The sequence below is a fragment of the Prauserella alba genome, from assembly GCF_024171735.1.
GTDB lineage: Bacteria > Actinomycetota > Actinomycetes > Mycobacteriales > Pseudonocardiaceae > Prauserella > Prauserella alba.
The window spans coordinates 1,153,569-1,176,163 of sequence record NZ_JAMTCH010000003.1; the positions used below are offsets into that span (position 1 = coordinate 1,153,569).

22 protein-coding genes are annotated in these 22,595 nt (G+C 72.2%); 14 read left to right on the top strand and 8 right to left on the bottom strand.

Annotation, left to right across the window (positions count from 1 at the left end; genetic code table 11):
- Window positions 1–80 precede the first annotated feature (80 nt).
- Window positions 81–764 (top strand): vitamin K epoxide reductase family protein, encoded by a 684-nt coding sequence (locus LY12_RS05215; protein ID WP_253853599.1) that lies wholly within the window; start codon window positions 81–83, stop codon window positions 762–764.
- Window positions 765–824: 60 nt separating this feature from the next.
- Window positions 825–1,391, top strand: a complete 567-nt coding sequence (locus LY12_RS05220; RefSeq protein ID WP_253853600.1) for a class I SAM-dependent methyltransferase — start codon at window positions 825–827, stop codon at window positions 1,389–1,391.
- Window positions 1,392–1,412: 21 nt separating this feature from the next.
- Here the strand turns inward: LY12_RS05220 and LY12_RS05225 are convergent, their stop codons facing one another.
- From LY12_RS05225 to LY12_RS05235, 3 genes are all read right to left on the bottom strand, one after another.
- Entirely contained in the window at window positions 1,413–2,171 is a 759-nt protein-coding gene (locus tag LY12_RS05225) for a tyrosine-protein phosphatase (RefSeq protein ID WP_253854907.1), read from the bottom strand.
- A gap of 58 nt (window positions 2,172–2,229) precedes the next feature.
- Window positions 2,230–3,795 carry a long-chain-fatty-acid--CoA ligase gene (locus tag LY12_RS05230; RefSeq protein WP_372493478.1) on the bottom strand — a complete coding sequence of 522 codons (1,566 nt, stop codon included), beginning with the start codon at window positions 3,793–3,795 and terminating at the stop codon, window positions 2,230–2,232.
- Window positions 3,796–3,990: 195 nt separating this feature from the next.
- A complete protein-coding gene (locus LY12_RS05235) occupies window positions 3,991–4,746 on the bottom strand; it encodes a TetR/AcrR family transcriptional regulator (RefSeq protein ID WP_253853602.1) in 756 nt (251 codons plus the stop codon).
- A 105-nt stretch (window positions 4,747–4,851) separates the two neighbouring features.
- Between LY12_RS05235 and LY12_RS05240 the strand changes: the two genes are divergently transcribed.
- The 8 genes from LY12_RS05240 (at window position 4,852) to LY12_RS05275 (ending at window position 13,611) form a co-directional block, all read left to right on the top strand.
- Window positions 4,852–6,387, top strand: a complete 1,536-nt coding sequence (locus tag LY12_RS05240; protein ID WP_253853603.1) for an acyl-CoA synthetase — start codon at window positions 4,852–4,854, stop codon at window positions 6,385–6,387.
- Window positions 6,388–6,397: 10 nt separating this feature from the next.
- Entirely contained in the window at window positions 6,398–7,615 is a 1,218-nt protein-coding gene (locus LY12_RS05245; RefSeq protein ID WP_253853604.1) for an acyl-CoA dehydrogenase family protein, read from the top strand.
- Between the two features lie 7 nt (window positions 7,616–7,622).
- Window positions 7,623–8,717: an acyl-CoA dehydrogenase family protein gene (locus tag LY12_RS05250; protein ID WP_253853606.1), complete on the top strand. Its 1,095-nt coding sequence runs from the start codon at window positions 7,623–7,625 to the stop codon at window positions 8,715–8,717.
- Between the two features lie 66 nt (window positions 8,718–8,783).
- The gene (locus LY12_RS05255) at window positions 8,784–9,566 is read left to right on the top strand and encodes an enoyl-CoA hydratase/isomerase family protein (RefSeq protein WP_253853608.1); all 783 of its coding nucleotides are present in this window, start codon (window positions 8,784–8,786) and stop codon (window positions 9,564–9,566) included.
- Complete coding sequence (locus LY12_RS05260) at window positions 9,563–10,447, top strand: crotonase/enoyl-CoA hydratase family protein (protein WP_253853610.1); 885 nt, start codon at window positions 9,563–9,565, stop codon at window positions 10,445–10,447. The genes LY12_RS05255 and LY12_RS05260 overlap by 4 nt, the downstream gene beginning before the upstream one ends.
- A 14-nt stretch (window positions 10,448–10,461) precedes the next feature.
- Window positions 10,462–11,742: an acyl-CoA dehydrogenase family protein gene (locus LY12_RS05265; protein WP_253853612.1), complete on the top strand. Its 1,281-nt coding sequence runs from the start codon at window positions 10,462–10,464 to the stop codon at window positions 11,740–11,742.
- Window positions 11,739–13,160: a phosphotransferase family protein gene (locus tag LY12_RS05270; protein WP_253853614.1), complete on the top strand. Its 1,422-nt coding sequence runs from the start codon at window positions 11,739–11,741 to the stop codon at window positions 13,158–13,160. The genes LY12_RS05265 and LY12_RS05270 overlap by 4 nt, the downstream gene beginning before the upstream one ends.
- 40 nt (window positions 13,161–13,200) lie before the next feature.
- Window positions 13,201–13,611, top strand: coding sequence for a ChaB family protein (locus tag LY12_RS05275; protein ID WP_253853616.1), 411 nt, complete (start codon window positions 13,201–13,203; stop codon window positions 13,609–13,611).
- A 32-nt stretch (window positions 13,612–13,643) separates the two neighbouring features.
- Here the strand turns inward: LY12_RS05275 and LY12_RS05280 are convergent, their stop codons facing one another.
- The 4 genes from LY12_RS05280 to LY12_RS05295 form a co-directional block, all read right to left on the bottom strand.
- Window positions 13,644–14,675 (bottom strand): DNA polymerase domain-containing protein, encoded by a 1,032-nt coding sequence (locus tag LY12_RS05280; RefSeq protein WP_253853618.1) that lies wholly within the window; start codon window positions 14,673–14,675, stop codon window positions 13,644–13,646.
- On the bottom strand, window positions 14,672–15,757 hold the full coding sequence (locus LY12_RS05285; RefSeq protein ID WP_253853620.1) for an ATP-dependent DNA ligase: 1,086 nt from the start codon (window positions 15,755–15,757) through the stop codon (window positions 14,672–14,674). Before LY12_RS05285 ends, LY12_RS05280 begins: the two co-directional genes overlap by 4 nt.
- A 127-nt stretch (window positions 15,758–15,884) precedes the next feature.
- Window positions 15,885–16,946, bottom strand: a complete 1,062-nt coding sequence (locus tag LY12_RS05290) for a sigma-70 family RNA polymerase sigma factor (RefSeq protein ID WP_253853622.1) — start codon at window positions 16,944–16,946, stop codon at window positions 15,885–15,887.
- A 34-nt stretch (window positions 16,947–16,980) separates the two neighbouring features.
- Window positions 16,981–17,997 carry a GlxA family transcriptional regulator gene (locus LY12_RS05295; protein WP_253853624.1) on the bottom strand — a complete coding sequence of 339 codons (1,017 nt, stop codon included), beginning with the start codon at window positions 17,995–17,997 and terminating at the stop codon, window positions 16,981–16,983.
- A 107-nt stretch (window positions 17,998–18,104) separates the two neighbouring features.
- On the opposite strand from LY12_RS05295, the gene LY12_RS05300 reads away from it, so the two are divergent.
- Together LY12_RS05300 and LY12_RS05305 are read left to right on the top strand one after the other, a co-directional pair.
- Entirely contained in the window at window positions 18,105–18,329 is a 225-nt protein-coding gene (locus tag LY12_RS05300; RefSeq protein WP_253853626.1) for a hypothetical protein, read from the top strand.
- A gap of 64 nt (window positions 18,330–18,393) precedes the next feature.
- The gene (locus LY12_RS05305) at window positions 18,394–19,161 is read left to right on the top strand and encodes an NAD(P)H-dependent oxidoreductase (protein ID WP_253853628.1); all 768 of its coding nucleotides are present in this window, start codon (window positions 18,394–18,396) and stop codon (window positions 19,159–19,161) included.
- 270 nt (window positions 19,162–19,431) lie between these two features.
- On the opposite strand, the gene LY12_RS05310 is transcribed toward LY12_RS05305, so the two are convergent.
- Window positions 19,432–19,647 (bottom strand): hypothetical protein, encoded by a 216-nt coding sequence (locus LY12_RS05310; RefSeq protein WP_253853630.1) that lies wholly within the window; start codon window positions 19,645–19,647, stop codon window positions 19,432–19,434.
- A gap of 83 nt (window positions 19,648–19,730) precedes the next feature.
- On the opposite strand from LY12_RS05310, the gene LY12_RS05315 reads away from it, so the two are divergent.
- Entirely contained in the window at window positions 19,731–21,227 is a 1,497-nt protein-coding gene (locus LY12_RS05315) for an aminotransferase-like domain-containing protein (RefSeq protein WP_253853632.1), read from the top strand.
- A 251-nt stretch (window positions 21,228–21,478) separates the two neighbouring features.
- Window positions 21,479–22,537: an MBL fold metallo-hydrolase gene (locus LY12_RS05320; RefSeq protein WP_253854909.1), complete on the top strand. Its 1,059-nt coding sequence runs from the start codon at window positions 21,479–21,481 to the stop codon at window positions 22,535–22,537.
- Window positions 22,538–22,595: the final 58 nt, after the last annotated feature.

Genomic DNA, 22,595 nt, shown 5'->3' on the forward strand with positions numbered 1-22,595 from the left:
TCACGTCCTTTCACGCGTGGCGCACCCCTCGGTGCGTACGGTGCGAGCAGACACGGAGGAGAGAGGGGAAACCGGGGGAAATGTCCGGTATCGGGAACGACAGCGTCGGCTCACGGGCCGGTGGGGTGGACGGCGCCGGCAGCGATCCGGCCGACGAGCCGGAGGCGGCCGAGGGGCCAGGTGGTCACGTCGACGGCAGGCTGCGGACCGTCACCGGCTGGGTGCTGACGATCGGCGGGCTGCTCGGCCTGGCGGCCGCGTTCGTGCTGACGCTCGAGAAACTCGCGCTGCTGGAGAATCCGGACTACCGGCCGAGTTGCACCCTCGACGCCACGGTGTCCTGCACCTCGGTGATGCAGAGCGACCAGGCCGCCGCGTTCGGTTTCCCCAACCCGCTGCTCGGGCTCGCCGCGTTCCCCGTCGTGGTCACCGTGGGCGTGGCCGTGCTGGCTCGCGCACGACTGCCGCGGTGGTTCTGGCTCGGCATGCAGGCGGGCACGTTGTTCGGCGTCGGTTTCGTGCATTGGCTGATCACCCAGAGCCTGTACGAGATCGGAGCACTGTGCCCGTACTGCCTCGTGGTGTGGGCCGTGACCATCCCGGTCTTCTGGTACACCACCGCCCACAACGTCGCGGCCGGACATCTGCCCGGGGTCACCGCACGGCCGGTACGCCACCACGTGTGGGGGCTGGCGCTGTGGCTCGCGCTCGTCCTGTTCCTGGTCGTGCAGCGGTTCTGGGACTACTTCTCGGGCATGCTGTGAGCGCGCGCTCCGCTGCGGCCCCGGGCGCCGGCCACGGCCGGTCGTGGCCGAGGGCAGGCCATGGGTGACGCCGAGCCCGCCGCGGCGGACCGGAACCGGTGGAACGAGCGGTACGCCGCGCGGCGGCCCTCGTTCGACCCGCACCCGCTCGTCGCATCCGCGGTGGCCGCGGGCCTGCCCGGCGGGCCGGTGCTGGAACTCGCGGGCGGCCGGTCGGGGAGTGCACTCGCGCTGGCCGCCGAGGGCCGCGCGGTGACCGTCGTCGACGTCTCCGACGTGGCATTGGCCCAGCTGCGCGACGAGGCCGTACGGCGCGGGCTGGGGCCGCGCGTCGACTGCGTGTGCGCCGACGCGGCGCGCCTGCTCGCCGGCGGAGCACACGCCGGACGGTGGGCGCTCGTGCTCGCCACCCGTTTCTGGGACGAGCCGGCGTTCGCCGCCGCTGCGTCCGCCGTCGCCCCCGGCGGTCTCCTCGCCTGGGAGGCGCTGCGGCAGGACGAGGCGCCTGCGCGTCGGTACCGCATTCGGCACGGTGGCCTGTCGGCCCGCCTGCCCGCGGGGTTCACGGTGCTGGCCGAGTGGGCGACCGACCCCACGACACGGCTGCTCGCCCGTGCACCGGGCTGAGCAACGTGTCGGCGGCCGTGGTCAGTCGCGCAGCTTGGCGCGCAGCCGGTCGACGTCGGCCTCGGCGAAACCGTGGGTGTGCAGGTACGGACGTATCCCGCCGTGCCGGGTGTCGACGGCCCGGAGGAACCGTTCCATCGACTCGGCGCGGGGCCGGTGCTCGTCGATCGTCTTGCGGTCGATGTCCTCGCGGTAGGTCTCGGAGCCGCGCAGCCTGCTGATGATCGCCTCGATCCGGTGTGCCGTCGCCGCGTAGTCGGCGGCGATCGCGTCCCGGTCGACGCCGGCGATCTCGAGCGCGAACGCCGTCACCACGCCCGTGCGGTCCTTGCCGGCGGCACAGTGCACGAGCGCGGCGCCCGGCGCGTCGGCGATCGCCCGCAACGCGCCCACGATGCTGTCCGGACGGTGGGCGACGTATCCGAGGTAGTGCGCGACGACGCGGTCGGGTTCACCGTCCGGTCCGGCGTCGTCGGACCGGTTGCGGGCCAGCAGTGCGTCGTCACCGCCGTCGGGCAGCAGCGAGTGGTGCACGTGCCGCACCCGCGAGTACGCGCGCAGCGGTCCCGGTCCCTCGGCGTCGATCTCGTGGGCCGTGCGCAGGTCGACGACCGTGTCGAGGCCGATCGTGTCCACCAGCAGGCCGAGGTCGGCCGACGAGAGGTCCTGCAGGTTGTCGGCGCGCAGCAGCCGGTTGCCGGCGGTCGCCGCGCCGTCGGAGGTCGGGATGCCGCCGACGTCGCGGATGTTGACCGCGCCGTCCAGCTCGAGCCAGTGGATGTGGTGAGGGTTCGCCAGATGCGTCACGTCCGCCAGTCTTCCAGAACGCGAGCGGCGTTCATACCGATTCGATCGGCAGCGCCCCGGAGTCCCGCTCGGCACGCAGCGTGGTCTTGAGTACCTTCCCGCTCGGATTGCGCGGCAACGACGGCACGACGGCGAGCCGCCGCGGCCGCTTGTAGCGGGCCAGCCGCTGGGTGCACCATTCCTCCAGCTCCGCGGCCGTGGGCGGGTCGCCGTCCTCGCGTGGCGCGAGGACGGCCAGCGGCGTCTCGCCCCACTTCTCGTCCGCCATGCCGATCAGTGCGACCTCGGCGATCTTCGGGTGTCCCGCCAGGACGTCCTCCACCTCGGCGCAGTAGATGTTCTCGCCGCCCGAGATGATCATGTCCTTCTTCCGGTCGACGACGTAGAAGTAACCGTCCTCGTCCTGCCGGACCAGGTCGCCGGAGTGGAACCAGCCGCCGCGGAACACCTCCGCCGTCTCGGCAGGCTTGTTCCAGTACTCCTTCATCACCATCGGGCTGCGGTAGACGATCTCGCCGACCTCGCCGCGCGGGACGTCGTTCATGTCGTCGTCCACCACCCGCACCTCGACGCCCAGCATCGGCGTGCCCACCGAGCCGATCTTGCGCAGCGAGTCCTCGCCCCGCAGCAGCGTGGTGATCGGACTGCACTCGGTCTGCCCGAACGCGGTGGACAGTTCCGCCTGCGGGAACTTCTCCATGATCGTGCGCAGCAGCGTCGTCGAGGCAGGCGCCGCGCCCCAGGAAATCTTCCTCAGCTGCGACAGATCGCGGCGGTCGATGTCGGGCACCGACACGATCGCCTGCCACTGCGCGGGAACCAGGAACACCGACGACACGCGCTCGCGTTCGAACGTGTCCAGCGTCGCCACCGGATCGAACCTGCCCGACGGGGACAGCACGGTGCGCCCGCCCATCAGCAGGGTCGGCAGCAACCCGGACATGCCCGCGATGTGGAACAGGGGAGCGGCGGCCATCCACACGCGGTCGTCGCCGGTGATCCCGACCGTCGCCATGTTGCAGAACGCGTGCATGACCAGGTTGAAGTGCGTCAGCACGGCGCCCTTCGGTTTCCCGGTGGTGCCGGAGGTGTACATGATGAACGCCGGCTCGTGCTCGTCGACCCGCACCTCGTCGAATTCCGGCGACGCGGTCCCGAGGGCGTCCTCGTAGTCGGCCGCGCCCGGCACGGATCCGGCGGCGTCGCCGTCGCCGTAGACGAGGCACACGGGCGGATCGGTGAGCTCGCCCGCCGCCTGCGCATAGGTCTCGGCCAGCGGCGCGTGGACGACGGCCGCCGCGGCGCCGCTGTCGCCGAGCACGTAGGCGATCTCCCCGGCCGCGAGGCGGAAGTTGACCGGTACGCAGATGCCCCCGACGCGCGTGGCGGCGAAGAACGCCTCGACCACTTCGAGCGTGTTCAGGCCCAGCACGGCGATCCGGTCGCCGTGCCCGACGCCGCGGTCGCGCAGTGCGTTGGCGAGTCTGCTCACCCGCGCGTCGAGCTCGCGGTAGGTGCGCACCGTGGTGCCGAAGACGAACGCAGGGTGGTCGCCGATCGTGCGGGCGTGCCGGGCGAGCTGGTCGCCCATCGTCATGCCGCGGCCCAGCATGCGCGGGATCTCGGCCGGCCGGCGTGGATCGGGGGTGACTGCAGACGGTGCGGACATCGTGGACCTCGCCATCCTCGGGAGTGGCCGTCGTCGACGGTCACCGACGGTGCCGCCGGTCGTAGCGTGTGACCGGCGCCATAGTCGCCCGCCGCGCCACTCGCGGTCAAGCAGCTGAGTTAATCACCGTTCGCCGTAGAGCAACGCGCGTGCGGCGGATTTCCATACCTCGACGTGGCGATCCGCCGCCGGATCACGCGACTCGAAGGCGTACGGCAGGGCAGCGCCGCGCATGCTGGTGAACAGGAGTTCGCGCAGCTCGTCGTACCGTGGATGCTCGCGGACCCATGGGCCCCAGATCCGGTCGGTGACCGCCCTGATCGACTCGCGCAGTTGTCGTTCTGCGGGGCGCAGCGCGCTCGCGAGCGCCTCGTTGGTGCGCGCGGCGGTCCACAGTTCCACCGCGGCCCAGAAATGCGGTTCGTGGAACGTGGCCCACAGCAGCTCGATGCAGCGGTCGACGCGTTCCGGCCCCTCGGGATGACCCGCCAGCGCGTCGGACACCCGGATCTCGGTCTCCCGGAGCCTGCGGTTCGCGAGATGTTGCGCCGCGGCGACCAGCAGCCCGTCGCGGGAGGGGAAGTGGTGCAGCAGGCGTCCCCGTGACACCCCCGCCCTGGCCTGGATCGCCAGGGTCGACGCGCCCGCGTATCCGCTGTCGACGAGACAGTCGACGGCGGCGTTGAGGATCAGTTCGCGGCTGTCTGCGCTGCGTTCCTCCCGGCTGCGCGACTCCTTGAGACCGCGCGGTTCGCCGGGGCTTCTTGGTTCCTCCCGGCCGCGCGGCGCGGTGAGCGATCCGGCGTCGTGGCCGGAGGCGGTGGCCGGTGCCGGAACGCCGGCCGCTGCTCCGTCCGGAGGGCGCGCACGATCGGTCATGTTCGCAGCGTAAGCCCCCTCGTCCCATCGGAACAGTCGGCATTGACTGCTACCGGTGCCACAGGGCAGGCTCACGGCAACGTCCCGGTTCGAGGAGGAGCCGTCATGTATCCGGGTACCTTCGCCGCCACCCAACCGGACAAGCCGGCCGTGATCATGGCGGGCTCGGGTGACCGGTTGACCTACGCCGAACTCGACGATCGGTCGATCCGCCTGGCGAATGCCTTGCGCGCGGCCGGATTCCGCAGCGGCGACACGGTCGCGCTACTCAGCGACAACTCGCTCCGCGCCTACGAGGTGTACTGGGCCGCGGTGCGCTCCGGCCTCTACATCACCGCCGTCAACAGCCATCTCACCGCCGACGAGATCGCCTACATCCTGGCCGACTCCGGGGCGAAGGCGCTGGTCGTGTCGGCCCCGCTGGGCGAGCTCGTCACGCAGGTGGCCGAGCGCGTCGACGTACCGCTGCGGCTGGCCTACGGCGGGACCGCCACGGGTTACGACGACTACGACGCCGCGCTGGCCGCGGCCTCGCCAGCACGGCCGGACGACCGGCCCGCGGGCGCGGACCTGCTCTATTCGTCCGGCACCACGGGCAGGCCGAAGGGCATCAAGGTGACCCTGCCCGAACGGCAGATCGACGAACCCGGGAATCCGCTACTGCCGCTGGTGCAGCTGATGTACGGCTTCGACGACACCATCACGTACCTTTCGCCTGCGCCGGTGTACCACGCGGCGCCGCTGCGGTACGGGGCGTGCGTGCACGCGGTCGGCGGCACACTCGTGATGATGGAGAAGTTCGAGCCGGAGGCCGCGCTGCGTGCGATCGAGACGTACGGCGTGACGCACAGCCAGTGGGTGCCGACGATGTTCGTGCGGATGCTGAAACTGCCCGACGAGACTCGCGGCCGGTACGACCTGTCCAGTCATCGGGTCGCGATCCACGCCGCCGCGCCGTGCCCGGTCGAGGTCAAGCAGGCGATGATCGCGTGGTGGGGGCCGATCCTCCACGAGTACTACGCCTCCACCGAAGGTGCCGGGATCACGTTCATCTCGCCGCAGGAATGGCTCGAACGGCCCGGGTCGGTGGGCCGGGCCGGACTCGGGGTCGTCCGCATCTGCGACGACGAGGGCGCCGAACTGCCGGCGGGTGAGATCGGCACCGTCTACTTCGAACGCGACGAGGTGTCGTTCACCTACCACAACGAGCCGGACAAGACGCGCGCCGCGCAGCACCCCGACCATCCGAACTGGGCCACCAGCGGCGACGTCGGATACGTCGATGCCGAGGGGTACCTGTATCTCACCGACCGCAAGGCGTTCATGATCATCTCGGGCGGGGTGAACATCTACCCGCAAGAGGTCGAGGACGTGCTGACGCTGCATCCCGCCGTCTACGACGTCGCCGTCATCGGCGTGCCGGACGAGGAGATGGGCCAGCAGGTGAAAGCCGTCGTGCAACCGGCATCCACAGTGGACGCGGGACCGGAACTCGCCGACGAGCTGCTCGCCTACGTCCGGGAGCGGATCGCGCACTACAAGGCGCCGCAGACGGTCGACTTCATCGACGAACTGCCCCGCACGCCCACCGGCAAACTGGTCAAACACAAACTCACGGCGCGCTACGCGGTCACGGGATGAGGGGAGCGCGATGACGTCGGGGTTCCGCGAGCGGGTCCGCAGCTGGCTGGCCGAACACGCGCCGCGCGGTGACGAGCACGTCCCGGAGGCGAGCGAGAGCGCGCCGACCGAGCAGCAGCTCGCGGCGGCGAAACGGTTCCAGGCCGCGCTGTTCGACGCGGGCCTTGCCGGGCTGACCTGGCCCGTCGACTACGGCGGCCAGGGGCTGACGGCGGCCGAACAGCAGATCTTCGACGAGGAGGCCGCGGCCTACGACCTGCCCACGGGCGTGTTCCTGATCAGCATGGGCATGTGTGGGCCCACCCTGGTCGACCTCGGCACACCCGAGCAGAAGACGCGGTACCTGCCGCCGTTGTTGCGGGGCGAGGAGATCTGGTGCCAGCTGTTCTCCGAGCCCGGCGCCGGATCGGACGTGGCGAGCCTGCAGACCCGCGCCGTCGGCGACGGCGCCGGCGACTGGATCGTGACCGGCCAGAAGGTCTGGACCTCGGGTGCGCAGTACGCCGACTTCGGTGCCCTGCTGGCCCGCACGAATCCCGACGAGGTCAAGCACCGGGGCCTGACGATGTTCGTCGTCGACATGCGTGCTCCCGGCGTCACCGTGCGGCCGCTGCGGGACATGACCGGCTCCGCGCCGTTCAACGAGGTGTACTTCGACGAGGTGCGGATCCCCGCCGACGCGGTGATCGGTGAGGTCGACGCCGGGTGGGCCGCGGCGGTGACGATGCTCGGGCACGAGCGCGTGTCGATCGGTGGTTCGGTGCGGCGCCGCTACGACCCGATGACGTTCGCCAGCCTGCGTGACGAGGCACGCGCCAGGGGAGTGGCCGGCGATCCGGTCGTCCGCGGTGAGCTCGCGCAGCTCTACGCAGCCGAGCGGAAGCTGGCGCTGCTGAACGCCCGGTTGCGGCAGCAGAGCGATGCCGGTCTCCCGCCGGGTGCGCGCGGGTCGGTGGCGAAGCTCGCGGGTGCGCAGGTGCTGTGGCAGGCGGTGCGGGTGGCGAGCCTCGTGGCCGGCCCCCGCGTCACCGCGTGGGACCCCGGTGATCCGGCAGGCGACGCGCTCGCGCTGGCGATCAACGCGACCCCCGCCTCCAGCATCGCGGGCGGCACCAACCAGATCCAGCGCGGCATCATCGGCGACCGCGTGCTGGGGCTGCCGAAGGAACCCCAGGCCGACCGCGACGTGCCGTTCCGTGAACTGCGCGTCGGTACCCAGGCGAGGTGAACCGGCGATGCGGCTGATACTCGACGAGGAGCAGAGCAGGCTCGCCGACAGCGTCCGGGCGCTGCTGGCCGACCACTGCCCGCCGCAGCGGGTCCGGGAGGTGATGGCCGACGAGGGTGCCGGTTTCGACCGTCTACTGTGGACACGGCTGGCCGCGCTCGGCGTGACCGGGCTGCTCGTGCCCGAGGAGTCCGGTGGCGCGGGCGCCGGGCACGTCGAACGCGGTGTCGTGCTGGCCGAACTGGGCGCGGCGCTGGCGCCGGTGCCGTACCTGGCCTCCGCGGTGCTGGCGACCGACACCGTCGCGGCCCTCGGTGACGACGCGCTGGCCGAGGACCTGTTGCCGGGGATCGCGGCGGGACAGCAGACCGCCGCGGTGGCGGTGGCCGACAGCGGTGGCCGGTGGGGCTCGTCGGCCGACAGCGTGCAGGCGGCACGGGACGGCGGTCACTGGCGGCTCGCCGGGGAGGCGGCGTTCGTGGTCGACGGCCCGTCCGCCGACCGGGTTCTGGTGTACGCCGACCACGGCTGGTTCGTCGTCGACGGCGGAGCCGTGTCGTGGCGGCCGTCGCGCACACTCGACCCGACCCGGCCGATGGCGCGGGCCGAGTTCGCCGGGACCTCGGCGCGGCAGCTGCCGTGCGACGATCCCGCGGGCGTGCTGGAGGCGGTGTGGCACCGCGCCGCCGTGGCTCTCGCCGCGGAACAGCTCGGCGGTATGCGGCGGGTGCTCGCCGACACGGTCGAGTACGCGAAGGTGCGCGTGCAGTTCGGCAGGCCCATCGGATCGCAACAGGCCGTCAAACACGCGTGCGCCGACCTGTACGCCTCGTGCGAGCAGGCGGAAGCGGTGCTGTGGCACGCGGCGTGGACCGCCGACCACGACCCGGCGGCACTGCCCGAGGCGGCGGCGCTGGCGCAGGTCGTGCTCGGCCCGGCCGCCTTCGACACCGCCGCATCCGGTCTGCAGCTGCACGGCGGGATCGGCTACACGTGGGAGCACGACGCGCACCTGTACTACAAGCGCGCCAAGACCTCCGAGTTGCTGCTCGGCACCCCCGCCGACCACCGTGCGCGGCTGGCCGACGCACTGTCCATCTGAGACCGGCCGCCGCGCCGGTCGCAGGCAGGCGGCCGGCGCACGGTCGCCGAGAACGGAAGGAAATCCGTGGACGAACCGACCGTACTGGTGTCCCACAGCGACGCCGTCACGACGATCACGCTGAACCGCCCGCACCGCAAGAACGCGATCGACGCGGGGACGTGGCCGTTGCTGGCCGAACGATTGCGGGAGGCCGACGCCGACGAGCGGACCCGGGCCATCGTGCTGACCGGTGCCGGGGGCGACTTCTGCGCCGGTGCCGATCTGTCGGTGGAGTCCGGACTGCATCCGCTGCGGCGCATGCACCTGGTCAACCGCACGGCGATCACGCTGCACGAACTGGAGACGCCGACGATCGCGCAGGTCGACGGCGTCGCCGTCGGCGCGGGCTGGAACCTCGCGCTCGGCTGCGACCTGGTCGCGGCCTCCGACCGCGCGCGCTTCAGCCAGATCTTCGCCAAACGCGGGCTGTCGCTCGACTTCGGCGGTTCCTGGCTGCTGCCCAAGCTCGTCGGTCTGCAGCAGGCGAAACGTATCGCGCTGCTGGCCGACTTCGTCGGCCCCGACGAGGCCGAGCGGCTCGGTCTGGTGACGTGGGTCAAGCCCGCGGACGAGCTGGCGGCGTTCGTCGGCGAGACGGCGGCCGCGCTGGCCGCGGGACCGCCCGTCGCGCTCGCCCAGACGAAGGCGCTGCTCGACGCGGGCGCCGACGCGACCTTGCGGGAGGCGTTGGAGAGCGAGGCCCGTGCCCAGGCGGTCAACTTCGGCACGACCGACACGCGCGCGGCGTTCGAGGCGTTCCGGAACAAGACCGAACCCGAGTTCACCGGCGAATGGGGAGGTCCGTGACCGTGGGTGGGGATCCGACGGCAGGTGGCGGGGCGCCGCACGTCGTCCGGCAGGCTCCGGCGGACGCTGCTCCGGCGCCGGGGTCTCGGGTGTCGTACACGGTCCGGGACGGGGTCGCCGACGTCCGGCTCGACCGGCCGGACAAACGCAACGCGCTCGACCCGGCGATGTTCGCCGGCCTGGTGCAGGCGGGCGAACGGTTGCGGGACGACCCCGCGGTGCGCGCGGTCGTCCTGTCCGGAAACGGGCGGTCCTTCTGTGCGGGACTGGACGTGGCCGCGTTCGAGGCGATGACCACCGGGGAGCACACGCGGCCCGAGGAAGCCGGGTCGTCCGCCGGACCGGCACGGTCGCTCGGCCAGCGGGCGGCCCACGTGTGGACCGAACTCGCCGTGCCCGTGATCGCCGCACTCCACGGCCACGCCTACGGCGGCGGCCTGCAGATCGCGCTGGGCGCCGACATCCGCCTGGCCGCGCCCGACACGCGGCTGTCGGTCATGGAGATCGCCTGGGGGCTCGTGCCCGACATGACCGGGACCCAGGTGCTGCCGGAACTGGTCGGCCGGGACGTGGCGATGGAACTGACGCTGACCGGCCGCGTCCTCGACGGCGTGGAGGCGGCGCGACTCGGACTTCTCACCCGCGTCGAGGCCGACCCACTCACGGCGGCGCAGGCACTCGCCGCCGAGATCGCGGGGAAGAACCCCGACGCGGTCCGCGACGCCAAGCGTCTCGTCAACCTGGCAGGCCGAACCGGCCTGGCCGAGGGGTTCGCCGCCGAACAGGCCGCGATCCGGCGGCTCATCGGCAGCCCCAACCAGGTCGAGGCCGTCCATGCGCAGCAGTCGTCGCGCGCACCCCGTTTCACCGACCCGGTCTGAGGCGAAGGAGTGCCATGGATTTCGCGTTGCCCGAGCGACTGCACCGCCTCCTGGGCGAACTCGACGAGTTCATCGCGGCGGAGATCGCGCCCCTGCAGCACAGCGACGACAACGAGCGATTCTTCGACCACCGCCGTGAGTTCGCCCGCACCGACCTGGCCGGTGGCGGGACACCCAACCCGGAGTGGGAGGAGCTGCTGGCCGAGATGGTGCGGCGCGCCGACCGCGCAGGCTGGTTCCGCTACGGCCTGCCGAAGGAGGTGGGCGGCAGCGGCGGATCCACTCTGGACATGGCCGTCATCAGGGAGCACCTCGCGGCCACCGGCCTGGGGCTGCACAACGACCTGCAGAACGAGTCCTCGGTCGTGGGGAATCTCCCGCTGGTGCACCTGCTGCTCGAGTTCGGGACCGACGCACAGCGGGAGACGTTCCTCGAGGCGAGTATCACCGGTGAGGCACGGATCGGGTTCGGCCTGACCGAACCGGACCACGGCAGCGACGCCACGTGGCTCGAGACGACGGCCGTCCGGGACGGTGACAGCGGGAACGGCACGGCGAGTGGGGGATGGGTCCTCAACGGACGGAAGCGGTTCAACACCGGCCTGCACACGGCCACCCACGACGTGATCTTCGCGCGCACCTCGGGGGAGGACGGCTCGGCCCACGGCATCACGGCGTTCATCGTCCCGACCGACACGCCGGGTTTCTCGGTCGACTTCCACTGGTGGACGTTCACCATGCCCACCGATCACGCCGAGGTGACGCTCCGCGACGTGCGCGTTCCCGCCGACGCGGTGTTCGGCGAGGTTGGCGAGGGGCTCGCGCTGGCACAGCATTTCGTGCACGAGAACCGCATCCGGCAGGCGGCCTCCAGCGTCGGTGCGGCCCAGTACTGCATCGACGCCAGTGTCGCCTACGCGCGGGAGCGGGTGGCGTTCGGCAAACCCCTCGCGTCCCGGCAGGCGATCCAGTGGCCGCTCGTCGAACTGCAGACCGACGCCGAACTGGTGCGCACGCTGGTGTACAAGACGGCGTGGGAGCTCGACCGGACGCCCGCGGCCGAGGTCAGCGACAAGGTGTCGATGTGCAACTACCGGGCGAACCGACTGGTGTGTGAGGCCGCCGACCGGGCGATGCAGGTGCACGGCGGCCTCGGCTACACGCGGCACACGCCGTTCGAGCACATCTACCGCCACCACCGGCGGTACCGCATCACCGAGGGATCCGAGGAGGTGCAGATGCGCAAGGTCGCCGGCTATCTGTTCGGGTACGCGGGGCCGCGCAGCCGCCGATGACCCAGGAGGAACCGGCCGACCGGCTGGCGCTGGCCGACCGGCTGTCGCTCCGCCTCGGCGGGCTCTGGGGTGAGGACGTGCAGGTCGGCGAGCCGCAACGGTTGTCGACCGGTGCCAGCCGCGAGACCTGGTCGTTCGAGGCCACCACACCCGGCGCCGAGCCGGTGCGGCTCGTGCTGCGCCGCGACCCGCCGGGGCAGCACGACCCGGAGACGATGGCGAGGGAAGCCGCCGTGCTGCCTGCGGCGCGGCGACGGGGAGTGCCGGTACCGGCACTGATCGACCACGGCAGTGGCGGCGAGTCGGACACCGGGGACGGCGCCACCGGACTCGGCGCGCCGTACCTGATCACCGGCCACGTCGACGGCGAGACGATCCCGCGGCGGCTGCTGCGCGGCGAGGACTACGCCGGGGCTCGTGCCGGGCTGGCGACCGAACTGGGCCGGGTGCTGGCACGGATCCATCGCATTCCGGCCGACGAGGTTCCGGGGTTACCGGCACCGGATCCCCTCGACTGGCTCATCGAACACTACGACGCGCTCGACGAACCGCTGCCCACCGTCGAGATCGCCCTGCGGTGGCTGCACCGCCACCGGCCCGCGCCCACCGGGGACACCGTGGTGCACGGCGACTTCCGCAACGGCAACCTCATCGTCGGCCCCGACGGGCTCCGCGCGGTGCTGGACTGGGAACTGGCGCACCGCGGCGACCCGATGGAGGATCTCGGCTGGCTGTGCGTCAAGGCGTGGCGGTTCGGCGCCCCCGACCCGGTCGGGGGTTTCGGATCACGGGCGCAGCTGCTCGACGGCTACGCCGAGGTCGCGGGCTTCCGGCCGGACGAGCAGACCCTGCACTGGTGGGAGGTCTACGGCACGGCCAAGTGGGCGGTGGTGTGCGGGATGCAGGCCCGGCGGCACCTCTCGGGGAGCGTCCGGTCGGTCGAACTCGCCACCGTGGGACGCCGGGTGTGCGAACAGGAGCACGACCTGCTGCTCGCGCTGGGCGTGGAACCGGTCGAGGGCGATCCGGTGACCGCGCCCCGGGAACCGGAGCTGCACGGCAGGCCGACCGCGTCCGAACTCCTCGAGGCGGTGCGCGAGCACCTCGGCGCCGCCGGCTCGTATCACGCCAGGGTCGCCGCGAACGCGCTCGGCATGGTGCAGCGCGAGCTCGCGGTCGGTGCCGCGCAACAGGAGCGGCACGAGCGCAGACTGGCCGAGCTCGGCGTGCCCGACTCCCGCGCCTTCGCCGCGGCGCTCCGTCGCGGCGACCTGGACACGGCCGACGAGGCGGTACTCGACGTCGTCCGCAGGGACGTCGCCGACCGCCTCGCCGTGGCCAACCCCCGCTACCGCGACCGGCCGCGACGCGGGCTGCGGGCCGTGCCGGCGACGTTTCCCCGCGCGCGGTCCGGGTAGCACTCGAACGGAAAGCACCTGTCGCGAGGAGGTGGGAGCGATGCCCGGACGCCGGGAGCTGCCCAGCACGGTGCGTCGATCGTCCGAGAAGGCACAGCGCACGTGGATCAAGGCGCACGACTCGGCCGTCGAGGAGTACGGCGAGGGCCCACGCGCCCACCGCACGGCGTTCGCCGCACTGAAACGCGGCTACGAGAAGGTCGGCGATCGCTGGAGGGCCAAGCGCGACCACGGGCCCTCGGACACCCAGGCCGAGCGGGGCGGCGCAGGAAGGAAGCAGTACGCGACAGCCGGTGGCGTCGACGCGCGGGCGGCCAAACGGCACCTGTACGAGCGCGCCAAGCAGCTCGACATCCGCGGCCGTTCCTCGATGACCAAACAGCAGCTCGTCAACGCGCTGCAGCGGGCGAGCAGGCGCCGCACCGCCCGCTCGCGCGACCGTTCGGACTGACCCTCCGGCTCACGCGGTGGTCTCCGCTCCGATCAGGTCTTCTTCGCCCTGCTCGGTGCCACTCGTGGGGGTTCGCCGGGCTGTTTGGGATACACCGGCGGCCACGGCGCGTCCATCAGGCCCGCCGCCAGGTCCCGCCGCGACATCTCCAGCAGCGGTTCGAGGGACTGGAGCCGCTCACCGATGCCCGCCCACGGGTCGCCGCGCTCGGCCAGCAGGCCGGGAACGGTGGCGATCGTGAGTTCACGCGGATCGACGTCGGCCAGCTCGTCCCAGGTGATCGGCGCCGACACGCGAGCGCCGGCGACCGGGCGGACGCACCACGCGCCGAACACCGTCTTGTGCGGTGCGTTCTGATTGAAGTCGACGAACACGCGCGCCCCGCGTTCCTCCTTCCACCACTGCGCGGTGATCAGCTGTGGATGGCGCCGTTCCAGTTCGCGCGCCAGGGCGACGGCGGCGGCGCGCACGGCGTAGCTGTCCCACCGCGGCTCCAGGCGCACGTACAGGTGCAGTCCGCGCGAGCCCGTCGTCTTGATGACCGGTTCGATGCCGAGTTCGCCGAGCAGCGCACGCGCCCGCACGGCCGCCTCCCGCACCTGGGAGAACGTGACCCCGGGGGACGGGTCGAGGTCGATCCGCAACTCGTCGGCCACCTCGGGAACCGCGGCGAGGTAGGGCCAGACGTGGAAGCCCAGACACCCCAGGTTGACCGCCCACAGCACGTGCGCCAGGTCGGCGGCCACGAGCGCGTCGCTGGTCGTACCGTTCGGCGTCGCCACCACGGTCGTGGTGAGCCAGTCCGGAACCGAGGTCGGCACCCGCTTCTGGAACCACGATTTCCCGCCTGCACCGTTCGGATAGCGCTCCATGAGCAACGGCCTGCCGCCGAGCGTGGCCAGCAACGGCCCGGCCACCGCCTCGTAGTAGCGCACCAGGTCGAGTTTCGTCTCGCCGCGCTCGGCGAAGAAGACCTTGCCCGGACTGGAGATCGTGACCGGGGTGTGGCGCCCGTCCGGTCCCGGCACCTCGAGCGTCACGGAGTCCTTCGCCGCCGGGCTCATGCCGGGGTCGCCTCGTCGAACAGCGCCGTCAGCTCGGCGGGCGGCACTTCCTCCAGCTGGGAGTAGGTGCACGACGCCGGGTCGCGGTCGTCCCGGAACCGCACCAGTCTGCCGCCGTGCCGGAACCGGCCCGCCTGGAGGTGCTCGTACCGCACCTCGGCGACCCGTTCGATGCGCAGCGGCTCCCACGAGAGGTCCTTGCCTGCGCTCCACCTGCTCTGCCCGCCCGGCATGCGGCCACCGTGGGCGGCCTGCGCCGCCGGATCCGCCCAGTCGCGCCACGGATGCCCTTCGAGCGCCCCTGACCGGAGCGGTTCCAGCTCACCGGCCAGTTCCCGCCTGCGTGCGGCGGTGAAACTGCTCGCCACGCCGACGTGATGCAGTCTGCCCGCCTCGTCGTGGAGCCCCAGCAGCAACGAGCCGACGCCCTCGCCGTCGGAGTGCCAGCGGAATCCGGCCACCACGCAGTCGGCCGTGCGTTCGTGTTTGACCTTGCGCATCGTCCGCTTGTCCTGCCGGTACGGATCGTCGGCCGCCTTGACCATGACCCCGTCGAACCCGGCGCCCTCGAACCGGGTGAACCAGTCCTCGGCGACGTCGGCGTCGCCGGTCACCGGCGTGAGGTGCACGCGGGCGGGCGCGGTGTCGAGGATGTCCTCCAGGCGTGCGCGGCGCCGGGAGAACGGCTGCTCGGTCAGGTCCTCGTCCCCGAGCGCGAGCAGATCGAACGCCACGAATCCCGCGGGTGTCTCCTCCGCGAGCTTGCGTACCCGCGAGGCCGCCGGGTGGAGCCGTTGCTGCAGCGCGTCGAAGTCCAGTCCGGCCTCGCCGACGATGACGATCTCCCCGTCGACCACGCAGCGCGGCGGCAGCGCGTCGGCCAGCAACGTGACCAGCTCGGGAAAGTACCGGGTGAGCGGGCGGTCGTTGCGCGAACCGAGTTCGATCTCGTCGCCGTCGCGGAACACGATGCACCGGAATCCGTCCCACTTGGGCTCGTAGCACAGGCCGGGGTCGCGGGGGAGTTCGCGCACGAGAGTGGCGAGCATCGGCCGGACCGGTGGCATCACAGGCAGCTGCACACCAGCGATCGTAGAGCGGCGGCGGCCGTCCGGCACGGTGTCGAACCCGGGCGGCCGGTCCCGCGCAGCCGCCCGCACGCCGGCGCGGGGGGACGCCGAGTCGAGCGGTGGCGGCAGCGCGGCCGGCTCAGCCGGCCCAGGCCAGCAGCGAGCCGTGGTTCTCCGCACGGAGCCGGGACAGGCCGCGCTCCTCGAGCGAGCGCACGCGCTTGCGCGTCAGCCCCAGCCTGCGGGCGATGTCGGGCACGGTGTGCGCATCGCCGTCGGTGAGGCCGTATCGCAGCGCCAGCACCGTCGCCTCCTGCGCGGGCAGTGTCTCCAGCGCGGCGTTGAGTTCGCCGACCATCGAGGAGTGCTCGAGCGACTCGCTCACGCCGGGCACCGATCCGGCGGTGACCAGGTCACCGAGGGTGAGTTCGCCCTCGTCGTCCACCGGGACGTCGAGACTGGCCGTGCTCTGCCCGGCCTGCCGCAGCGCCAGCACCCGTTCGACCGACATGTCCGCGGCCTGTGCGAGTTCGTCGACCGAGAGGTTGTGCTGCCCCTGCGCCTCGAGCGTCCGCTGCAGCCGGTCGAGCTTCGCGATCTGCTCGGCGGTGTGCATCGGCAGCCGGATCGTGCCGCTGAAGAACGCGTTGCCGCGCTGGATGGCCTGCCGGATCCACCACATCGCGTACGTGGAGAACTTGAAGCCCTTGGCGTAGTCGAACTTCTCCACCGCGTGGATCAGGCCGAGGTTGCCCTCCTGCACGGCGTCGAGCAGCGACAGGTTGGAGTTGCGGTTCTTGCGGGCGGCCGTGACCACCAGCCGCAGGTTGGCCTGCACCATGTGATCCTTCGCCGCCTCACCGTCCCGCGCGATCTCCTGGAGATCCCTGCGGTCGGCGGGCAGCTCGGCGGCACCGGACGGCAGCGTCGGGGCGGCGCTGCCGTCGTGGCCGGCCGAACGGGAGCCGGTGCTACTGCCGTCGGCGCTGTCGTGACCGTCGCCGGCACGGTCGGCCCTGCGGAGCAACTCGGTGGCGTAGACGCCCGCCTCGATGCGCTTGGCCAGGTCGATCTCCTGCTCGGCGGTCAGCAGCGGCGTCCTACCGATCTCGTCGAGGTAGACACGGACCAGGTCGGCGTCTGCCTCGCCGCTGCCCGGTGCACGCGTGCGGCGGGTCGGGGTCTTGGTGGCTTCTGCCAATCGTTGTCACCTCTTTCCGTTATGACAACGCTTGTCAGTCGTGTGGCATTCCGCCCCGGAACGTGGCGCGGTACACGCCCGGGGAGACACCGAGCACATCACGGAAGTGTGCCCGCAGCGAAGCGCTCGTGCCGAATCCCACGTCGCCTGCGACGGTGTCGACGGGCCGGTCGGTCTCTTCCAGCAGGACACGGGCCCGTTCCACCCGCTGCTGGGTGAGCCATCGACCGGGTGAACAGCCGGTCTCGGCGCGGAACCGGCGCGTGAACGTGCGCACACTCATCGACGCGTGTTCCGCCAGCTGCGACAACGACACGGGCCGGTCGAGCCGCTCCAAGGCCCATGCCCGCGCCGGTGCGGTGGACGTGCCGGCCGCATCGGGCACCGGCTGCGGCACGTACTGGGCCTGCCCACCCTCGCGGTACGGCGGCACGACGGTCCTGCGGGCGACGTCGGCGGCCACCGCTGCGCCGTGGTCGCGCCGGATCAGGTGGAGGCACAGGTCGATGCCGGCCGCCTCACCCGCGGACGTGAGGACGTCGCCGCCGTCGGTGAACAGCACGTCGGGGTCCAGCGCGATGTGCGGGAACCGCAGGCGGAAGGCGTCGGCGGACCGCCAGTGGGTCGTGATGCGGCGGCCGTCGAGCAGCCCCGCGGCGGCGAGCACGAACGCGCCGGTGCAGATCGAGGCGATGCGGGTGCCGGGCCGGACACGGGCGAGTGCGGCCGCCAGCGCCGGGCCCAGCGGACCGCCGGTCTCCGGCTGGCCGGGCTCTCCCGACGCCGGCACCAGCACCGTCTCCGCGTCGTCGATCACCTCGGGCCCGTGGGGGACGTGGATGGGGAAATCGGCGTCGGTCGGCAGCCGGCCGGGCTCGGTCGCGCACGTCACGACGTCGTACAGCGGCGAGCCCACACCCGGTCCGGACTGACGGCGGGCCGAGCCGAACAGCTGGTGGACGAGGCCGAGTTCGAGCGGCATGACGCCGGGGCGCACGAGCACGGCCACGCGGTGCGGCCGGTCGCGGCGCAGTTCCGCCTCGGATGACATGGCCGGATTCTTTCACATGGTGGCCTTTCGGTCACCTATTCCGGTGCCGGGCACCGCGCATCCTGGCGCGGGACACCTACCGACGACGATCCGTGAGGAGACATGCGGTGATCGCACTTCTGTTCGTGGCGGGCCTGGTCCTCGTGTTGGCTGGAATCGGGCGGACGGTGTGCCACCCAGGGCTTCCCTTCGAGGTGGAGCCGGCCTTCGCCCGCCACGTCGTGACGGGCATGGCGGTGCTCTGGCGTATCGGGCTGGCCGGCAGCGAGGCCCATGACAGGGCCGGCAGCGCGGGGGCGCGGCGTCGCGCGACTCCCGACGATATGGCTTGATTCTTTTGAAGACTGTCTATCCGGTCACTGGACTGGAAAAGTGGACCGGTCGAGGCTGGTGGGCATGAACGTACTGTGGATTCACGCTCATCCGGAACCGCGGTCGCTGGGCGGCATGCTCGCCACCGAGGGCAGGCGCGCGCTGGTCGAGTCCGGCCACGCCGTGATCGTGTCCGATCTGTACGCGATGCGCTGGAACCCCGTGGTCGACGCGGCCGACTTCGGGCACGACCCGGCCCGCAGGCTCCACGTGGGCGCCGCGTCCCGGCGTGCCTACGACGCGGGTGAACTCGGCGCCGACATCGCTGCCGAACACGAGAAGCTGCGCTGGGCGGATGCCGTCGTGCTGCAGTTCCCGTTGTGGTGGCTCGGTCCGCCCGCCATCCTGAAAGGCTGGCTGGACCGCGTACTGGTCCACGGTTTCGGGTTCGGGGTGACCGACCCGGCGACCGGCCGGGTGCGCCGCTACGGCGACGGGGAACTGGTGGGCAAACGCGGACTGGTGGTCACGACGATCGGGGCGCGGGAGAGCTCGTTCGGCCCGCGCGGGATCCACGGTCACCTCGACGATGTGCTGTTTCCGCTGCACCACGGTGTGTTCTGGTACACGGGGATGGAGGCGTTGCCGCCGCTGGCCGTCTACGGTGCCGATCGCGCGGACGAGGGCACGGCGGACCGGGCCGTCGCCGGGCTCCGACGCCGCCTGGCCGGACTGGCCTGCGACGAGCCGCTGCCGTTCCGCAGCGAGCACGGCGGCGACTACGACACCGATCTCGTGCTCCGTCCGGGCCTCGCCCGGGGAAGGTCAGGTCCGGCGCTCCACTATCGATGAGCTCCGGCCCGCTGTGAGGGCGGTCTGCCCGTGCGCTCGCGGCGGGCTCGGCCGTGGTGAGGCCGGTCCGCCGCCTGTCCGGTTCTCGTGACGGTGGCAGTCACGTCGAACGAGGGCCGGGGCGGGAAGGCCGTGGTGGGGGAAGGGTGTTGCGGCGTCGATCGCCGCGGGTACCTGCGCGGCACGGCGGTGGACCGCGCAGGCGGGGTGCAGGCCGGCGGCGGAGTCGGCGCCGTGGGCGGGCCGCCCGCCGCACGGTGCCTGCGGGCGTCAGCGGGTGATCGGGGTCCGGTCGCCGGCCTGCTCGGTGCGGTCCAATCGGTCGGCATTGGCCCGGCCGATGTGCCAGAGGATCACGATGCCGGTCACGACGTGGCGGGCGAACGCGGGCTCCACGTCGAACGGCAGTCCCGGGTAGTGCACCGTCCGCCCGATCACTGCCAGAACCAGGATCAGGCCTGCCGCGAACAGGAATGTGGTCACCATTGCGTCTCGTCTCCTCACGGGTCGTGCTCGGTATCGGTGTCATGGACTAGAATCCCCGCCATACTGGACTGGAGTAAGTACCAATGGCACGAGAATTGGACCGTTTTTCCCGCGGGGGCGACCTGGTCGCCGTGCTCGGTGACTGGACTGGTGGGGACGGGCCGCTGTACCGCAAGCTGGCGGACGCGGTGGCCAGGGCCGTCGACGAGGGTGCGCTCGCGGCGGGGCGCCGCCTGCCGTCGGAACGGGAACTGGCCCGGCTGCTCGCGGTCAGCCGCGCCACCGTCGTCGCCGCATACGAGGAACTCGAAGCCCGTGACCTGCTCGAACGGAAACAGGGCAGCGGGACGCGGATCAGTGACGTGGCCCGCGCCGTACCCGCCGACGGCCGGGTGAGCGGGGGCCGGGCGGCGGCGACGTTCCAGCGGCTCATCGACGGTCCCGGATCGGTCATCTCGCTCGCGTGCGCCGCCGACGCCGGCGTGCCCGAGGTCGCCGAGGCGCTCGACGAAGTGGCCCGCTACGACCTGCCAGGCCTGCTCGGTGACCCCGGCTACCAGGTGCGCGGCCTGCCGGCCCTGCGCGAGGCCGTCGCCGACTACTACACCGGCCAGGGGCTGCCGACCTCGCCGGACGAGATCATGATCACCAACGGTGCTCACCAGGCGCTCGTGCTGCTGTCGGAGGTGTATCTCCGGGGCGCCGCGACCGTGGCGGTGGAGGCCCCGAGCTGGCAGCCGTGTCTCGACGTGTTCCGCGACGCCGGTGCCGGCGTCGTGCCCGTGCCCCTCGACGACGAAGGCATCGACGAGCGGCGGCTCGCCGCGGTGCTCGCCGAGTACCGGCCCTCGGTGCTGTACGTGATGCCGACCTTCCACAACCCCGCAGGCGTCCTGATGTCCGACCGCAGGCGCCGCCGCGTCGCCGAGCTCGCCGCGCGCTACGACGTCGCCGTCATCGAGGACAACGCCTACGCGGGGTGCACCCTGGCCCGCGAGGACGCCCCCGAGATTCCAGCCCCGCTGTCGGCGTACCTGCCTTCCGGGGTCGAATCGGTTGTCGTCGAGTCGCTGAAGGCGGTGTGGGGCGGACTGCGGATCGGCTGGATCCGCGGGCCGCGAGGCCTGCTGCAGCGGTGCGCCCGCCGCAAGGCACTCGCCGACCTCGGCGGTCCGCTCATCGAACAGGCCGTCGCGGCGCGGCTGTTCCCGCGGTTGCCCGAGATCGTCAAGACCGGCTCGGTGGAACGCGCCGAGCGGTGCGAGCAGGCGGAGCGGCTGATCACCGAACATCTGCCCGGATGGACCTGGCGCACGCCCGACGGCGGGTCCTCGCTGTGGCTCGCCCTGCCCGAGCGGGACGCCGACGTGTTCGCCCAGATCGCGCTCCGCCACGGTGTCGAGGTCATCCCCGGCTCGACGATGGACCCGACCGGCGCGCACGACAACTACCTGCGGCTGCCGTTCATGCAGGAACCGCAGGTACTCGACGAACTCGTGCGCCGCCTCGCCGACGCGTGGGGAGACCTCGTGCGGCACGGTCCCGGCGAGGAGGAGCCGCGGGCGCGCACCATCGTGTGATCCGCCCCGGTCCCGGCCCGCCCCGATCCGGTCGCCCCGATCCTGTCGCGCCGTGCTCGCGGCCCGTGCCGTGCTCGCGGGTCGCGTGTGGACGTACGGCACCGCTCCCGGGAACCGAGCGTGGCTCCGCGACGTTGCACGGGCGGGCCGACGGGGCACCCTGCTGCCGATCCGCACGGGAGCGCCGCCCGTGCCACGACATCCGTCCGTCACGTCCGAGGAGCCGCCCGGTGCCGAGCATCGTCCGCCCGATGGGATTCGCGTTGGCCGTGGCCGCCGCCCTCGCCGCCGCCGATGTCGCTTCCGCGTTGGGTGGCAGGCCCGGCCCGTACCGCGGGTCGCCGCAGTTCCGGGACGGTGCCTTCCGCAATCCCGAACCGGTGCGCTGGGTGCCGCCGGGAAGCGTGCGCGAAGCGGTCGGCGACATGGTCCGTGGCCGCCGCCGGCGTCGCCCCGCCGGTCCGGTGCCGCAGCGGCGGCTGGCGGGCGCCGCGCCCGCGGACGGGCTGTACGTGACGTGGTTCGGCCACGCGTCGACGCTCGTGGAACTCGACGGCGTGCGGGTGCTGATCGATCCGATGTGGAGCGACCGCGCCTCGCCGTCGCGCGTCATCGGCCCCCGCCGGCTCTTCGCCCCGCTGCAGGAACTGGCCGAGCTGCCCGCCCCCGACGTGGTCGTCGTGTCCCACGACCACTACGACCACCTGGACATGCGCACCGTCGGGCTCCTCGCGAGCCGGACCGCCGCTGCGTTCGTCGTTCCCCTCGGCGTGGGTGCCCACCTGCGCCGGTGGGGCGTGGCGGCCGACCGGATCACCGAACTCGACTGGCACGACGAGACATGCCTCGGCGGCCTCCGGATCACCGCCACGCCCGGGCTGCACTTCTCGGGAAGGGCGGTCGCGCGGAACAACACCCTGTGGGCGTCCTGGGTGCTGGCCGGTGACCGGCACCGCGTGTTCTACAGCGGAGACACCGGCTACTTCGACGGTTTCACCCGCATCGGCGCAGACCACGGCCCGTTCGATGCGACCCTCATGCAGCTGGGCGCCTACGCGCCGAGCTGGCCGGACGTGCACATGACCCCCGAGGAGGCGGTGGCCGCGCACGTCGACGTCGGCGGCGGACTGCTCGTGCCCGTCCACTGGGGCACGTTCGACCTCGGCCCGCACGGCTGGGCCGACCCCGTCGACCGGGCGCGCAAGGAGGCGGCTGCCCTGGGCGTCGCGCTCACGGTGCCGAAACCGGGGGAGCGGGTCGACGTCGCGGCCCCGCCCGAGTTCGACCCGTGGTGGGAACCCCTCGCCTGACAGCCCCGCAGGTCGCAGTCCCCGGGCGCATGTCCTGCGCTCCGACGCGGAGTGCTGC

Coding starts and splice junctions, on each gene's coding strand:
- LY12_RS05215 (WP_253853599.1), top strand. CDS start 81: ATGTCCGGTATCGGGAACGACAGCGTCGGCTCACGGGCCGGTGGGGTG.
- LY12_RS05220 (WP_253853600.1), top strand. CDS start 825: ATGGGTGACGCCGAGCCCGCCGCGGCGGACCGGAACCGGTGGAACGAG.
- LY12_RS05230 (WP_372493478.1), bottom strand. CDS start 3,795: ATGACGATGGGCGACCAGCTCGCCCGGCACGCCCGCACGATCGGCGAC.
- LY12_RS05235 (WP_253853602.1), bottom strand. CDS start 4,746: ATGACCGATCGTGCGCGCCCTCCGGACGGAGCAGCGGCCGGCGTTCCG.
- LY12_RS05240 (WP_253853603.1), top strand. CDS start 4,852: ATGTATCCGGGTACCTTCGCCGCCACCCAACCGGACAAGCCGGCCGTG.
- LY12_RS05245 (WP_253853604.1), top strand. CDS start 6,398: ATGACGTCGGGGTTCCGCGAGCGGGTCCGCAGCTGGCTGGCCGAACAC.
- LY12_RS05250 (WP_253853606.1), top strand. CDS start 7,623: ATGCGGCTGATACTCGACGAGGAGCAGAGCAGGCTCGCCGACAGCGTC.
- LY12_RS05265 (WP_253853612.1), top strand. CDS start 10,462: ATGGATTTCGCGTTGCCCGAGCGACTGCACCGCCTCCTGGGCGAACTC.
- LY12_RS05270 (WP_253853614.1), top strand. CDS start 11,739: ATGACCCAGGAGGAACCGGCCGACCGGCTGGCGCTGGCCGACCGGCTG.
- LY12_RS05275 (WP_253853616.1), top strand. CDS start 13,201: ATGCCCGGACGCCGGGAGCTGCCCAGCACGGTGCGTCGATCGTCCGAG.
- LY12_RS05280 (WP_253853618.1), bottom strand. CDS start 14,675: ATGAGCCCGGCGGCGAAGGACTCCGTGACGCTCGAGGTGCCGGGACCG.
- LY12_RS05295 (WP_253853624.1), bottom strand. CDS start 17,997: ATGTCATCCGAGGCGGAACTGCGCCGCGACCGGCCGCACCGCGTGGCC.
- LY12_RS05305 (WP_253853628.1), top strand. CDS start 18,394: ATGAACGTACTGTGGATTCACGCTCATCCGGAACCGCGGTCGCTGGGC.
- LY12_RS05310 (WP_253853630.1), bottom strand. CDS start 19,647: ATGGTGACCACATTCCTGTTCGCGGCAGGCCTGATCCTGGTTCTGGCA.
- LY12_RS05315 (WP_253853632.1), top strand. CDS start 19,731: ATGGCACGAGAATTGGACCGTTTTTCCCGCGGGGGCGACCTGGTCGCC.
- LY12_RS05320 (WP_253854909.1), top strand. CDS start 21,479: ATGGGATTCGCGTTGGCCGTGGCCGCCGCCCTCGCCGCCGCCGATGTC.